Genomic DNA, 13,732 nt, shown 5'->3' on the forward strand with positions numbered 1-13,732 from the left:
GCAACGCAGCAGCCCATTTGGGCGGTGAGGTCAACCTTTGACCAGAGAATGCCAGCAAGTGATGCCGTCGCCGACAGGCGGCGGTTGGGGGAACGCTTTTTATGGTGGATGCAATGGCCTTGCCGCTGGGCACAGATGAGGGACTCGCGGCGCAGGACCGGCGCGCGTCCTTTGCTCTCCCGGGGTTGATGCTGGCGACCGGCGCCTTGATCTGCGCCACCATCTCGCTGCTCGTGCTTCTCGGATTGACGCCGATACGGCTCGAGAGAAATGTCGTCATCGCCTGCGCTGCCATCAACAGCCTGTTCGTCGTCGGCCTTATCTACCTGATCGCCCGCGAAATCCTGCGGCTGCTGCGTGCCCGCAGCAAGGGCCGCGCCGCCGCGCGCCTGCACGTGCGCATCGTTGCCCTGTTTTCGATCGTCGCGATCACGCCGGCGGTTCTCGTCGCGATTTTTGCAAGCATCACCCTCGACGTCGGTCTCGATCGCTGGTTTTCGCTTCGAACCCAGGCGATCGTCCGCTCGTCGATCAACGTTGCCCAGGCCTATGTGCTCGAGAATGCCAGTTACTTGCAGGGCCAGACCGTGTCGATGGCGAACGACCTCGAACGCAACCGGCAGCTCTATAGCCTCGACCGCACCGGCTTTACGGAGCTGATGACCCGCCAGGCGCGTGGCCGCGGCATGCTCGGCGCCTTCCTCGTGCGAGCCGACGGCAGCGCCATCATCCAGGCCAACATTTCCACGGACCGCCCGCTGCCGGCCATTCCTCCGGACGCGCTGAAAAGCTCCGTATCCGGCCAGCCGACACTGATCCCGCCAGGGGTCACCAACCTCGTCGGCGCCGTGATTCCGCTCGACGATATTCCAGGCACCTATCTCTACACGGTTCGCAACGTCGATCCGGAAGTGATGCGCTCGCTGCGGCTGATGGAAGAGAACACCGCCGAGTACAAGATGCTGGAGGCCGGGCGGACCTTCACGCAGATCGCCTTCGGCGTCCTCTACATCGGCTTTGCGCTCATCGTTCTCCTGGCTGCGATCTGGACAGCCATCGCCGTCGCCGACCGGATCGTCCGGCCCATTCGCCAATTGATCGGCGCTGCCGATAGCGTCGCCTCGGGCAATCTCGATGTCGTCGTGCCGGTCCGCGCAGTCGACGGCGACGTTGGCAACCTGTCGCGCACCTTCAACAAGATGGTCTCGGAAATCCGCAGCCAGCAGGAGCAGATCCTGGAGGCGAAGGACGAAGTCGACCATCGCCGCCGGTTCATCGAGGCCGTCCTTTCAGGCGTGACCGCGGCCGTGATCGGTGTCGGCCGCGACCGGCAGATCACCATCGTCAACTCTTCCTCCGAAGACTTCCTGAAGAAGGCGGCGCCTGAGCTCCTGGGAGCCGATTTGCGCACGGTGGCGCCGGAGATCGAAGAGGTCCTGGTCGAGGCCGAAAACCGCCACCGCAACGACTACCGCAAACAGATCAACATCATGCGCGGCGGGACCGAGCGGACGCTGAACGTTCAAGTAACGCGCGAAGAGGGCGGCGAGTCGAACGAGTCCTACGTCATCACCATCGACGACATCACCGACCTCGTCATAGCCCAGCGTTCGACGGCCTGGGCCGATGTGGCGCGCCGCATCGCGCATGAGATCAAGAACCCGCTGACGCCGATCCAGCTCTCCGCCGAGCGCCTCAAGCGCCGCTACGGCAAGCAGATCAATCAGGAAGACAAGACCGTCTTCGACCAGTGCACCGATACGATCGTGCGTCAGGTGGAAGACATCGGCCGCATGGTCGACGAGTTCTCGGCTTTCGCGCGCATGCCGAAGCCGACCAAGGAGAAGGCCGATCTCCGCGCGATCCTGAAGGATGCGATGTTCCTGCGCGAGATGGGCAACAATCACATCGATTTCGTGCGGGACCTCGGCGAAGAGCCGCTCGAAGGCCTGTTTGATGGGCGCATGCTCGGTCAGGCCTTCGGCAACATCGTCAAGAATGCGGTCGAATCGATCGAGGCGGTGCCGGCTGATGCGGTGCGCGGCCACGCGATGATCGTTGCGCGAGCACGAACTGACCTGGCCTCGGGTCGCTTCGTTGTCGATATCATCGACAACGGCAAGGGCCTGCCGACGGAGAACCGGCACAGGATTCTGGAGCCGTACATGACGATGCGCGAGAAGGGCACGGGCCTCGGGCTCGCCATCGTCAAGAAGATCATTGAGGACCATGGCGGACAATTGGAATTGCACGATGCGCCAGCCGATTTCGACGGCGGTGTCGGGGCGATGATCCGCGTGATCCTGCCGCCTGCCGGAGAGACCGGGGGCGAAGACAGTTTGAAGGATAAGGGTGCGAGCGATGGCCGCTGATATTCTGGTTGTGGACGATGAGGAAGATATCCGCGAGATCGTATCGGGTATCCTCTCTGACGAAGGGCACGAAACCCGCACCGCCTTCGACAGCGACAGCGCGCTGGCGGCGATCAGCGATCGCGTGCCGCGTCTCGTCTTCCTCGACATCTGGATGCAGGGAAGCCGCCTCGACGGACTGGCGTTGCTCGACGAGATCAAGGGACGGTATCCGGATCTTCCGGTCGTCATGATTTCCGGTCACGGCAACATCGAGACCGCGGTCAACGCCATCAAGCGTGGCGCCTACGACTTCATCGAGAAGCCCTTCAAGGCCGACCGGCTGATCCTGATTGCCGAACGGGCGCTGGAAAACTCGAAGCTCAAGCGTGAAGTCTCTGAGCTGAAGAGGAAATCCGGCGATCCCGTTGAGTTGATCGGCACGTCGGTTGCCGTGTCGCAGCTTCGTCAGACGATCGAGAAGGTTGCGCCGACCAACAGCCGAATCATGATCCAGGGGCCGTCCGGGTCGGGCAAGGAACTGGTTGCGCGGATGATCCACCGCAAGTCGACGCGCTCTGCCGGTCCGTTCGTGGCGCTGAACGCCGCGGCAATCACGCCTGACCGCATGGAGATTGCGCTTTTCGGAACCGAAGGCACGCCGGGCCAGCCGCGTCGCACGGGCGCTCTTGAGGAGGCTCATGGCGGCATCCTCTATCTCGACGAAATCGGCGAAATGCCGCGCGAGACGCAAAACAAGATCCTGCGCGTGCTCGTCGACCAACAGTTCGAACGCGTCGGTGGCACCAAGCGCGTCCGGGTCGATGTCCGGATCATCTCTTCGACGGCCTACAATCTCGAAAACATGATCTCCGAGGGCCTGTTCCGCGAAGACCTGTTCCATCGGCTTGCCGTCATTCCGGTGCGGGTGCCGGCGCTTGCCGAGCGGCGCGAGGATATTCCGTTCCTCGTCGACATGTTCATGCGCCAGGTCAGCGAGCAGGCGGGGATCCGTCCGCGCAAGATCGGCGACGACGCGCTGGCCGTACTCCAGGCCCATGACTGGCCCGGTAACATCCGCCAGCTTCGCAACAACATCGAGCGTTTGATGATCCTTGCGCGCAGCGACGGTCCGGATACCCCAATCTCGGCTGACATGCTGCCGACGGAAGTGGGCGACACCCTGCCGAAGATCTCGGCCCAGGGCGACCAGCACATCATGACCTTACCGTTGCGTGAGGCTCGCGAAATGTTCGAGCGCGACTATCTGATCGCGCAGATCAATCGATTCGGCGGCAATATTTCGCGCACGGCGGAATTCGTCGGTATGGAACGGTCGGCGCTGCATCGAAAGCTGAAGTCGCTGGGCGTCTGAGCCGATATAGCTTACGGCCCTGGCACCCGCGCTCCTACAGCGCTGCGCGTCCTACTGCACGTGTCCTTTAATCGTACCTGATTAAAGGACAAAAACAGGCAGCAATTCAAAATGCTACAGCGACCTTTGCGCGTCTGATGAGACGCGCGGCGCTGTAGACGCAAAGGTCGCTGTAGCTCTTTGAAAGGTCGACATGAAGGTAGTCATTTGTGGTGCGGGCCAGGTTGGGTACGGCATCGCCGAGCGTCTGGCACAGGAAGACAACGACGTATCGGTGATCGATACGTCGGCGGCATTGATTGCCAACATCACCGAAAGCCTTGATGTGCGCGGCTATGTCGGACACGGCGCGCATCCGGACGTGCTCGCCAAGGCCGGCGCCGACCAGGCCGACATGCTGATCGCAGTCACCCTTTCCGACGAGGTCAATATCGTTGCCTGTGAAGTGGCGCATGCAATCTTCAACGTGCCGACCAAGCTTGCCCGCATCCGGGCGCAAAGCTATCTCGCACCCGAATATTCGAACCTCTTCTCCCGTGAGAACGTGCCGATCGACGTCACCATTTCGCCGGAAGTCGAGGTTGGGCGGCTGGTGCTGCGGCGTATTTCCTTTCCCGGCGCGATCGACGTCGTGCGTTTCGCCGAAGATCGCGTCGCCATGGTCGCCTTCGAGTGCCTCGAAGATTGCCCGGTTGTCGGCACGCCGCTGCAGCAGTTGAGCGAATTGTTCCCCGATCTGCTCGCGACGGTGACCGGCATCTTCCGCAACGGCAAGGTCATGGTGCCGCACTCTGATGACCAGTTGCAGGCGGGCGATATCGCCTATGTCGTTTGCGACCGGGACCATGCCCGCCGGACCTTGGCGCTCTTCGGTCACGAGGAGCAGGAAGCGCGGCGCATTATCATCTTCGGCGGCGGCAATGTTGGCTACTTCGTTGCCAAGGCCATCGAGGAGCATCAGCCGCGGACCCGGGTGAAGCTGATCGAGAGCGATCGCGACCGGGCAGTGGTGATGGCGGATAAGCTGAGCAACACCGTTGTCCTCAACGGCTCGGCGATGGATCAGCGGATCCTGGCGCAGGCGGACGTTCAGGATGCCGACCTCGTGGTTGCGCTGACGAACAATGACCAGATCAACATCCTCGGCAGCATGATGGCGAAGCGGCTCGGCGCCAAGTCGACGCTCGTGCTGATCAACGAACCATCCTATCAGGATTTTGCCGGCACGGCTGGCGTGGACGCCTATGTGAATCCGCGTGCTGTGACGATCTCCCGCGTGCTGCAACACGTGCGCAAGGGACGCATCCGCTCCGTCTACGCGGTGCAGAAGGGGATGGCCGAGGTGATCGAGGCCGAAGCGCTGGAAACGTCGCCGCTGGTCGGCAGGGCCCTGCGTGATCTCGAGCTTCCCGATGGCATCCGCATCGGCGCGCTCTACCGCGACAAGACGTTCATCCGCCCGGACGGCAACACGAAGATCAAGGCGAAGGACCGTGTTGTGCTCTTTGCCGCCGCCGATGCCGTGCGGCATGTCGAACAGCTTTTCCGCGTCAGCATCCAGTATTTCTAGGGCCGAGATCCATGCCGAGAATTGCCTATGTCAACGGTGCCTACGTGCCGCATGCCGACGCCGCAGTCCATATTGAGGACCGCGGTTATCAGTTTGCAGACGGCGTCTACGAGGTCTGCGAGGTCCGTCATGGTTACATCGTCGATCTCAACCGGCATCTCGATCGTCTCGACCGTTCGCTTCGTGAATTGCGCATCGACTGGCCGATGCGTCGTGCGGCGCTGGTGCATGTGATCCGGGAGGTGATCCGGCGCAACCGGGTCCGGAATGGCCTGTTCTACATGCAGGTCACGCGCGGCGTGGCGCGCCGCGATCATGTGTTTCCGGCCAAGGAGACCATGCCGACGATCGTGGTGACGGCGAAGCGCACCGATGCCGAAGCCATTGCAAAAAAGGCGACGCAGGGGATCTCGGTGATCACCGTGCCGGAAAACCGATGGGACCGGGTGGACATCAAGTCCGTCGGGCTTCTCCCTAACGTGCTTGCCCGCCAGAAGGCGAAGGAGGAGGGCGCGCAGGAGGCGATTTTCGTCGATGCCGATGGCACGGTGAAGGAGGGCGCCGCGACCAATGTCTGGATCGTCGATCGCGACGGAACGCTGCGCACACGCCCGGCGGAGCACGGAATCCTGAAGGGAATCACCCGCACCACACTGATGGACGTCGCGGGCCCGCTTGGGCTCAAGGTGGAGGAGAGAGCGTTCTCGGTCGAGGAGATGCTCGCGGCGCGCGAGGTCTTCATCACCGCCGCTACCAGCATCTGCTTTCCGGTGGTTTCGGTGGACGGCAGGCCGATCGGCAATGGGCATCCGGGAAGCATAGCACAGAATATTCGTGAAGCCTTTTTCGGCGTTGCGGAAAAGACATTGATTTGATACCAAACTTAGAGAGGTGTCGGGGAAGGTACTTGTGGCGCCTCTGATTGCAGATATCGACAAAAATGCACCGGCGCGAAACGCCGGCAAATAAGAAAGAAGCGGCGCGATGGCGGAACGTTCTCAAAACTTGCAGGATCTCTTTCTCAACACGGTCCGCAAACAAAAGATTTCATTGACAATTTTCCTTATCAACGGTGTCAAGCTCACTGGTGTCGTGACGTCTTTTGACAATTTCTGCGTCCTGTTGCGTCGCGATGGCCACTCGCAACTGGTCTACAAGCACGCGATCTCGACCATCATGCCCGGCCAGCCGCTGCAGATGTTCGAGAACGAAGAAGCCGCATCCTGACGGGACGTTAGGCACATTACCAAGCGGGATTCAAAATCGTCGTCGATCATTCCGGAGCTCGAGAAGCTCCGCGACGACATGCGCGCGGTCGTCATCGTTCCGGTCTTGAAAAAGACCGGAAGACAGTCCGCAGAGATACTCTCGGCCGCGACCACACGCTCGGATGAAAGCCGCCTCGATGAGGCGACCGGGCTGGCGCTGGCGATCGACCTCGATGTCGTGCATGGCGCCATCGTTCCGGTGGCGCAGCCGAAGCCCGGCACCCTGCTCGGCACCGGCAAGATCGAGGAGATCGGCCACATCCTCGTCGAACAGGATGCCGGCCTCGTCATCGTCGACCATCCCTTGACGCCTGTGCAGCAGCGCAATCTCGAGAAGGAATGGAACGCCAAGGTCATCGACCGAACGGGCCTCATCCTTGAGATTTTCGGGCGCCGCGCTTCCACCAAGGAAGGCACGCTGCAGGTCGATCTTGCACATCTCAACTACCAGAAGGGTCGCCTGGTCCGAAGCTGGACCCACCTTGAGCGTCAGCGCGGCGGCGGCGGCTTCATGGGTGGTCCGGGTGAAACCCAGATCGAAGCGGACCGGCGCCTGCTGCAGGACCGCATCGTCAAGCTCGAGCGCGAACTGGAACAGGTCCGCCGGACCCGGCAGCTGCACCGTTCCAAACGCAAGAAGGTTCCGCACCCGATCGTCGCCCTCGTCGGCTATACCAACGCCGGCAAGTCCACGCTTTTCAACCGCATGACCGGGGCGGGCGTGCTCGCCGAGGACATGCTGTTTGCGACGCTCGATCCGACGCTTCGGCGTCTGAAGCTGCCGCATGGCCGCATGGTGATCCTCTCCGACACCGTCGGTTTCATATCCGACCTGCCGACGCACCTCGTCGCCGCCTTCCGCGCGACGCTTGAAGAGGTGCTGGAGGCGGATCTGGTCTTGCACGTGCGCGATCTCTCCGACCCGGACAACCAGGCGCAGGCAAGCGATGTGCTCCGCATTCTCGCCGATCTCGGCATCGACGAGAAGGAAGCCTCCGAACGGCTGATCGAGGTCTGGAACAAGATCGACCGGCTGGACGTCGAATCGCGCGAAGCGTTGCGCGGCAAGGCAGCGACCTCGGACAATACGGTTGCCGTCTCGGCGATCACCGGTGAGGGCGTCGACGAGTTGCTCGCCGAAATCGGCCGACGCCTGTCGGGCGTTCTGACGGAATGCACCGTCGTTCTCGGCATCGACCAGTTGCAGCTTCTACCCTGGATCTATCAGCACGCCATCGTCGATGGCCGCGAGGATCTGGAAGACGGGCGCGTGAGCCTCGATCTCCGGCTGACCGAAAACGAAGCTGCCGATCTGGAGCGTCGTCTCGGAAATGGGCCGAAGCCCGTCGAGGAAGACTGGTAAGCCTGAGCGCTCGCCCAGATCCACTCGCTTCACTGGCTGCGTGCGAGGGGACGCTATTGCAAATCTGCGTCCCCGACGGTCCTAGCCCAACTGCCGCTCGATCGCTTTGGCCGCCTGCCAAAGCTCTTCCATGCGCTCCAGCGTCGCGTTATCCAGCGTCTCGCCGCCGGCTTCTAGCTCGCGCTCGATATGGGCGAAGCGGCGGCGGAACTTGGTGTTGGTGCCGCGAAGGGCCATTTCGGGGTCAGTCCCGACGTGGCGGCCGATGTTGACCACTGCGAAGATCAAATCGCCCAGCTCGTCGCTGACCTTGGCGCGGTCCTTTTCCCGCAGCGCCTGGCGCAGTTCGCCGATCTCCTCCTCGATCTTGTCGAGGATCGGTTCGGGTTCCGACCAGTCGAAGCCAACCTTGGCGGCACGCTCCTGCAGTTTCAGCGCTTCGACAAGCGCCGGAAAGGAGCGCTGGACCGAACCGAGATGGCTTGCAGCGGCATCCGGGGCGAGGCCGCGCTTGGTGCGTCGCGCCTGTCGTTCTGCCTTCTCTGCCTTCTTGATCTCGTCCCATTGCAGCTTGACCGCCTCGGGCGTGTCGGCGTCGGAACGGGCAAAGACATGCGGATGCCGGCGGATCATCTTGCGCGTCACCGCCTCGACGACGTCGCCGAAGGCGAAGTCACCGGCTTCCTCGGCCATGCGGGCGTGGAACACCACTTGCAGCAGGAGATCGCCGAGTTCGTCGCAGAGGTCGTGCATGTCGCCGCGCTCGATGGCGTCGGCGACCTCATAGGCTTCCTCGATCGTATAGGGCTTGATCGTCTCGAAGGTCTGGACGATGTCCCAGGGGCAGCCGGTCTCAGGTTGGCGAAGCGCCGCCATGATGTCGAGCAGGCGTTGGATGTCGCGTGAAGGTTCCATGGATCTCAGTTCAGCGGAATGGCGTTCTGATCCTTGCCCGACTGGTAGCTGTCGGAAAGGCTCTGGTAGCGGGCGCGGATGCGGGCATCCTGGGCGGCGAGCCGCGCACGGGTCTCAGCATCGGCGTCCTTGGCAAGGGCCGCGATCGAGGCCGAATGCCAGAAGGTATTGTCCTTGGCGTAGCCACCCGGCTCCAGGCGGAAGACTTCCTTCAAGATCTTGAGGTCATGCGGGATCGCGAAACGGTCGCGCGAATCTTCATGGCTGAAGAAGTAATAGAAGTTGTCGAAACCGGCCCAGGTGATCGCCGAAAGGCACATGGAGCAGGGCTCGTGCGTCGACAGGAAAATGAGGTCGCGCGTATCGGGCTTCTCCGCCATCTCGTAGAAACGCTTCAGCGTGTGGACTTCACCGTGCCAGAGCGGATTTTCCGTCTCGTTATTGGTTTCCGCCAGCACCAGCGACAGGTCGGACTTGCGCAGGATCGCGGCGCCAAACACCTTGTTGCCTGCAGCCACACCCTTTTCGGTGAGCGGCAGGATATCCTGCTCGATGACGGTCAAAAGCCGTTCGGCGAGGTCCGATTGGGTCATGTCTTGCATCTCTCTCAGGTCAGTGACCGCATTTAACGGAGGTTGCCCCCGCGGCGCAATGGCTGCGGAGGGGCCGGCAGCTTAACGGGACCGGAGATATTTGCTCAAAATGGTGCACCACCGAGCAAAACAATACGGGACCGCAAAGGCATTGAAATTTCTGTTCCTTCAATTGTCGTGCCCTATGCGGGATATTCGGCGCAGCCTGTAGAAGGAACCCTCTGCCAGACCATGACGCAGCAGCTCGCCGTATTCCCCGCATTCTTTCGCGTCGCGCAGAAGCGCGTGGCGGTTTTCGGCAATGGCGACGAGGCCTTTGCCAAGGTGCGGCTGTTGTTGAACACGGAAGCCTCGATCGTCGTCTACGCAGACGAGCCCGAGGTGGAGTTCGCGCAGTATCTTCGTGATCGCGCGATCGAACACGTCGCCTTCGCCTTCGCTCCCGAGCAGCTCGACGGCGCCATCCTTGTTTTTGCCGCGACCGGCAATGCCGCCGATGACCGGCGCATCGTTGTCGCCGCGCGTGACCGCAAGATCCCGGCCAACGCCGTCGACCAACCCGATTTTTGCGACTTCTTCACGCCGGCGCTGGTCAATCGTGCCCCGGTCGCAGTCGCCATCGGCACGGAAGGGGCAGGGCCGGTGCTGGCCCAGATGATCCGCGCTCAGATCGATCAGCTCCTTTCGCCTTCGCTCGGTGTTGTCGCGTCGCTCGCCGCGAGCTATCGCGAGGCCGTTGACCGCCTGGTGCCGCGTGGCGTGGCGCGTCGGCTCTTCTGGCGCCGGTTCTTCCAGGGGCCGGTCGCCGACAGGGTCGCCGGCGGCGATCTGGCGGCTGCCCGTCGCGAGGCGTCGCGCCTGTTCGATGCGCCCGAGCAGGCGTCTGGCCATGTCTGGCTCGTTGGTGCCGGTCCGGGTGCTGAAGACCTGCTGACGCTTCGCGCCCAGCGCGTGATGATGGAAGCCGACGCGATCGTCTATGACGCGCTCGTGCCGCAGGCGATCGTCGATATGGGCCGCCGCGACGCCGAGCGCCTGTCCGTTGGCAAGCGCAAGGGCTGCCACACCAAGTCCCAGGATGAGATCAACCAGTTGCTCGTGACACTCGCGGCCGAAGGCAAGCGAGTCGTTCGCCTGAAGTCCGGTGATCCCCTGGTCTACGGCCGTGCCGGCGAAGAAATGGCGGCACTGCGCGAAGCCGGTATCAGCTATGAGATCGTCCCGGGTATTACGTCGGCCTTTGCCGCCGCCGCTGATTTCGAATTGCCGCTGACGCTGCGCGGCGTCGCCTCTTCGCTGGTCTTCACCACCGGTCACGATCTGACCGGTGAAGTTCTGCCCGATTGGGCACGGCTTGCCGTTTCCGGTGCCACGATCGCGGTCTATATGGGCCGGACCGTCGCCGCGTCCGTCGCTGGCCGTCTGATGCAGGCGGGCCTTCCGGCCGAAACGACCGTCGCCGTCATCGAGAATGCCAGCCGCGCGGATCGCCGCTTGCTGCATGGCACGCTGAAGGATCTGCCGGACCTCGAAAACCGGAGTGAGCTTTCAGGTCCGGTCATGGTCATCATTGGCGATGCCGTTGCCGGCGCCAACTTCGAGCGGTCCGAACCGCTTGTCGTCGGAAAATCACGCGGTGGCAAGAAAACCGCCGAAGTCGCCTCCGGGCGCAACGAACAGATTTTGAGCTGAGGAAGAGACGATGGTGAGCAAGGTTTTGACGGCAAATCGGCTTTCGGACGGCATCTCCGTCTGGCTGGATGCCGCCGGCAACTGGGCCGAATCGCTTCAGGATGCCTTTGTTGCCCGCCATGCCGAGGCCGTGACGGCGCTCGAAGCCACGGGCAAGCAGGCGTTCGAGGACAACAAGGTCGTCGACGTCAATGTCGTCGACGTGGAAGAGATCAACGGCACGCTTCGGCCGCTGCGTATGCGTGAACGCATCCGCGCCGAAGGCCCGTCCATCCCCTATGCTGCCGGCTACAGCGGTTTGGCCGGCCCGAAACATGCTGCCTGAGGAACCGATACCCAATGTACCGTTACGATGAATTCGACCACGCTTTCGTTTCCTCCCGCGTCGAACAGTTTCGCGATCAGGTCGGGCGCCGCTTGAGCGGCGAGCTTGCCGAAGATGCCTTCAAGCCGCTGCGCCTGATGAACGGTGTCTATCTGCAGTTGCATGCCTACATGCTGCGTGTTGCCATTCCCTACGGCACGTTGTCGAGCCGTCAGATGCGCATGCTCGCCCACATCGCGCGCAAATATGACCGCGGCTATGGTCACTTCACCACGCGGCAGAACATCCAGTACAACTGGCCGCGTCTTTCCGATACGCCGGATATCCTGCAGGAACTGGCAACGGTCGAGATGCATGCCCTCCAGACTTCGGGCAACTGCATTCGCAACGTCACGGCCGATCACTTCGCCGGTGCGGCGGCCGATGAGGTCGCCGATCCAAGGCCTTATGCAGAAATCCTCAGACAATGGTCGAGCGTTCACCCGGAATTCTCGTTCCTCCCGCGCAAGTTCAAGATCGCTGTCACCGGCGCCGAGCGCGACCGCGCCGCGATCCAGGTCCACGATATCGGCCTGCATCTCAAGAAGGACGAGAACGGCCGCATCGGCTTTGCCGTCTATGTCGGCGGTGGCCAGGGCCGCACTCCGATGATCGCCAAGAAGATCCGCGACTTCCTGCCGGAAGAGGACCTGCTGTCCTACACGACGGCGATCATGCGCGTGTACAACCTCCACGGTCGTCGTGACAACAAGTACAAGGCCCGCATCAAGATCCTCGTGCACGAGACCGGTGCCGAGGAGCTGGTGCGCCAGGTCGAGGTCGAATTTGCCGCGCTCAAGGACACCGAGCTGAAGCTGCCTGAGACGGACATCCAGGCGATCTCCACCTATTTCGCGCCGCCGGCGCTCGGTAACCGCGCCGAAGGCTGGGAGAGCCTCGCGCGCTGGAAGAAGACCGATGCGGACTTTGCCCGCTGGGTGCAGCAGAACGTGCAACCGCACAAGCATCCGGATTACGGCATGGTGACGATCTCGCTGAAGCCGATCGGCGGCATTCCGGGCGACGCAAGCGACGCGCAGATGGATGCCGTTGCCGATATCGCCGAGGAATATGCCTTTGATGAAATCCGTGTCAGCCACGAGCAGAACCTCATATTGCCGCATGTGGCGCTGGCCGATCTCGAGCCGGTTTACCGTGCGCTCGTTGCCGCCGGCCTTGCGACCGCCAATGCCGGCCTGATCACGGATATCATTGCCTGTCCGGGGCTGGACTATTGCGCACTCGCCAATGCACGCTCCATTCCGGTGGCGCAGGAGATCTCGAACCGTTTCGGTTCGCCCGAGCGCCAGGCCGAGATCGGCGAGCTGAAGATCAAGATCTCCGGCTGCATCAACGCCTGCGGTCATCACCATGTCGGCCATATCGGCCTGCTCGGTGTCGAAAAGAAGGGTGCGGAACTCTATCAGATCACGCTCGGCGGCTCCGGCGACGAGAACACCTCGATCGGCGAGATCATCGGCCGCGGTTTCGAGCCGGAGAAGGTGACCGACGCCGTGGAGACGATCGTCGACACCTATTTGGGACTGCGCCGCGACAAGGACGAGACCTTCCTCGAAGCCTATCGCCGCGTTGGCCCGCAACCCTTCAAGGACGCGCTCTACGGCAGTGCGCAGGAAGCTGCCTGAGGCGCAAGGAACGGATATGACGAAAATCTGGAAGGAAACCGGCTTCGTGGGCGATGATCCCTGGGTCATCGAGACGGAGGAAACGAAGGCGGGCTCGAACGAGAAGGCGATCATTGGCCTCGACGCGTTCCTCGCCAAGGTGGAAACGAGCGACGAAACCGGCCTCGGCGTGGTCATCGCACCGGCAGATGATGTGACGAAGCTGGCGCCCCATCTCGATCGCGTCGCTCTCGTGGCGGTGGCATTCCCGGCCTTCAACGACGGTCGCGCCTTCAGCCACGCGTCGCTGCTGCGCTCGCGTCTCGGCTTCGACGGCGAGGTGAGGGCGGTCGGCGACGTGCTGATCGACCAGATCCCGCTGATGCTGCGCTGTGGTGTCGACAGCTTCGCGGTCAGCAATGCGACAGCGCTCAAGCGCCTTTCGGAAGGACGCCTGCCTGGGATCGCCGTTCACTACCAACCGACGGCAAAGCCCTCGACCGATGCAAAATCCTATAGCTGGCGGCGTGTTTCATGACGCAATGCCAGGAATAATGTGATGCGGTTTTCCGTCTGGCCTCGCGCAAGAATTGGGTCGGATCGGCCGCGACAGTGT

Annotated in this window: 12 protein-coding genes; 10 read left to right on the forward strand and 2 right to left on the reverse strand. The window is 62.4% G+C overall.

Features of this window, described 5'->3' with window-relative positions:
* The first annotated feature begins 101 nt into the window (after positions 1-101).
* From ACQ5BM_RS24250 to hflX, 6 genes are all read left to right on the forward strand, one after another.
* Positions 102-2,372, forward strand: a complete 2,271-nt coding sequence (locus ACQ5BM_RS24250; protein ID WP_429816907.1) for an ATP-binding protein — start codon at positions 102-104, stop codon at positions 2,370-2,372.
* Positions 2,362-3,726: a two-component system response regulator NtrX gene (ntrX, locus tag ACQ5BM_RS24255; protein ID WP_173516350.1), complete on the forward strand. Its 1,365-nt coding sequence runs from the start codon at positions 2,362-2,364 to the stop codon at positions 3,724-3,726. The genes ACQ5BM_RS24250 and ntrX overlap by 11 nt, the downstream gene beginning before the upstream one ends.
* Before the next feature lie 193 nt (positions 3,727-3,919).
* Positions 3,920-5,296: a Trk system potassium transporter TrkA gene (gene trkA / locus ACQ5BM_RS24260; RefSeq protein WP_429816909.1), complete on the forward strand. Its 1,377-nt coding sequence runs from the start codon at positions 3,920-3,922 to the stop codon at positions 5,294-5,296.
* Between the two features lie 11 nt (positions 5,297-5,307).
* Positions 5,308-6,171: a D-amino-acid transaminase gene (locus ACQ5BM_RS24265; protein ID WP_429816911.1), complete on the forward strand. Its 864-nt coding sequence runs from the start codon at positions 5,308-5,310 to the stop codon at positions 6,169-6,171.
* A 109-nt stretch (positions 6,172-6,280) separates the two neighbouring features.
* The gene (gene hfq, locus ACQ5BM_RS24270; RefSeq protein ID WP_003535434.1) at positions 6,281-6,523 is read left to right on the forward strand and encodes an RNA chaperone Hfq; all 243 of its coding nucleotides are present in this window, start codon (positions 6,281-6,283) and stop codon (positions 6,521-6,523) included.
* A gap of 78 nt (positions 6,524-6,601) precedes the next feature.
* Positions 6,602-7,927: a GTPase HflX gene (gene hflX / locus ACQ5BM_RS24275; protein WP_429816913.1), complete on the forward strand. Its 1,326-nt coding sequence runs from the start codon at positions 6,602-6,604 to the stop codon at positions 7,925-7,927.
* An 81-nt stretch (positions 7,928-8,008) separates the two neighbouring features.
* On the opposite strand, the gene mazG is transcribed toward hflX, so the two are convergent.
* Both mazG and ACQ5BM_RS24285 read right to left on the reverse strand, forming a co-directional pair.
* Entirely contained in the window at positions 8,009-8,842 is an 834-nt protein-coding gene (mazG, locus tag ACQ5BM_RS24280) for a nucleoside triphosphate pyrophosphohydrolase (protein WP_429816915.1), read from the reverse strand.
* Positions 8,843-8,847: 5 nt separating this feature from the next.
* Positions 8,848-9,435: a deaminase gene (locus tag ACQ5BM_RS24285; RefSeq protein ID WP_429816917.1), complete on the reverse strand. Its 588-nt coding sequence runs from the start codon at positions 9,433-9,435 to the stop codon at positions 8,848-8,850.
* 231 nt (positions 9,436-9,666) lie between these two features.
* On the opposite strand from ACQ5BM_RS24285, the gene cysG reads away from it, so the two are divergent.
* Genes cysG through ACQ5BM_RS24305 form a run of 4 tightly spaced genes read left to right on the forward strand, consistent with a single transcriptional unit; the run spans position 9,667 to position 13,654 of the window.
* The gene (gene cysG, locus ACQ5BM_RS24290; RefSeq protein ID WP_429816919.1) at positions 9,667-11,127 is read left to right on the forward strand and encodes a siroheme synthase CysG; all 1,461 of its coding nucleotides are present in this window, start codon (positions 9,667-9,669) and stop codon (positions 11,125-11,127) included.
* Positions 11,128-11,137: 10 nt separating this feature from the next.
* Positions 11,138-11,452 (forward strand): DUF2849 domain-containing protein, encoded by a 315-nt coding sequence (locus tag ACQ5BM_RS24295; RefSeq protein ID WP_429816921.1) that lies wholly within the window; start codon positions 11,138-11,140, stop codon positions 11,450-11,452.
* Between the two features lie 14 nt (positions 11,453-11,466).
* A complete protein-coding gene (locus tag ACQ5BM_RS24300; protein ID WP_429816923.1) occupies positions 11,467-13,137 on the forward strand; it encodes a nitrite/sulfite reductase in 1,671 nt (556 codons plus the stop codon).
* Positions 13,138-13,153: 16 nt separating this feature from the next.
* Positions 13,154-13,654 (forward strand): DUF934 domain-containing protein, encoded by a 501-nt coding sequence (locus tag ACQ5BM_RS24305; protein ID WP_429816924.1) that lies wholly within the window; start codon positions 13,154-13,156, stop codon positions 13,652-13,654.
* The last annotated feature ends 78 nt before the right edge of the window (positions 13,655-13,732 follow it).

The sequence above is a fragment of the Ensifer sp. B1-9 genome, assembly GCF_050474445.1.
Classification (GTDB): domain Bacteria; phylum Pseudomonadota; class Alphaproteobacteria; order Rhizobiales; family Rhizobiaceae; genus Ensifer.

Excerpts from the sequence above, each read along its gene's own strand:
- hfq (WP_003535434.1), top strand. The coding sequence starts at position 6,281 with ATGGCGGAACGTTCTCAAAACTTGCAGGATCTCTTTCTCAACACGGTC.
- cysG (WP_429816919.1), top strand. The coding sequence starts at position 9,667 with ATGACGCAGCAGCTCGCCGTATTCCCCGCATTCTTTCGCGTCGCGCAG.
- ACQ5BM_RS24295 (WP_429816921.1), top strand. The coding sequence starts at position 11,138 with ATGGTGAGCAAGGTTTTGACGGCAAATCGGCTTTCGGACGGCATCTCC.
- ACQ5BM_RS24265 (WP_429816911.1), top strand. The coding sequence starts at position 5,308 with ATGCCGAGAATTGCCTATGTCAACGGTGCCTACGTGCCGCATGCCGAC.
- ntrX (WP_173516350.1), top strand. The coding sequence starts at position 2,362 with ATGGCCGCTGATATTCTGGTTGTGGACGATGAGGAAGATATCCGCGAG.
- ACQ5BM_RS24305 (WP_429816924.1), top strand. The coding sequence starts at position 13,154 with ATGACGAAAATCTGGAAGGAAACCGGCTTCGTGGGCGATGATCCCTGG.
- ACQ5BM_RS24250 (WP_429816907.1), top strand. The coding sequence starts at position 102 with ATGGTGGATGCAATGGCCTTGCCGCTGGGCACAGATGAGGGACTCGCG.
- ACQ5BM_RS24300 (WP_429816923.1), top strand. The coding sequence starts at position 11,467 with ATGTACCGTTACGATGAATTCGACCACGCTTTCGTTTCCTCCCGCGTC.
- trkA (WP_429816909.1), top strand. The coding sequence starts at position 3,920 with ATGAAGGTAGTCATTTGTGGTGCGGGCCAGGTTGGGTACGGCATCGCC.
- ACQ5BM_RS24285 (WP_429816917.1), bottom strand. The coding sequence starts at position 9,435 with ATGACCCAATCGGACCTCGCCGAACGGCTTTTGACCGTCATCGAGCAG.
- hflX (WP_429816913.1), top strand. The coding sequence starts at position 6,602 with ATGCGCGCGGTCGTCATCGTTCCGGTCTTGAAAAAGACCGGAAGACAG.
- mazG (WP_429816915.1), bottom strand. The coding sequence starts at position 8,842 with ATGGAACCTTCACGCGACATCCAACGCCTGCTCGACATCATGGCGGCG.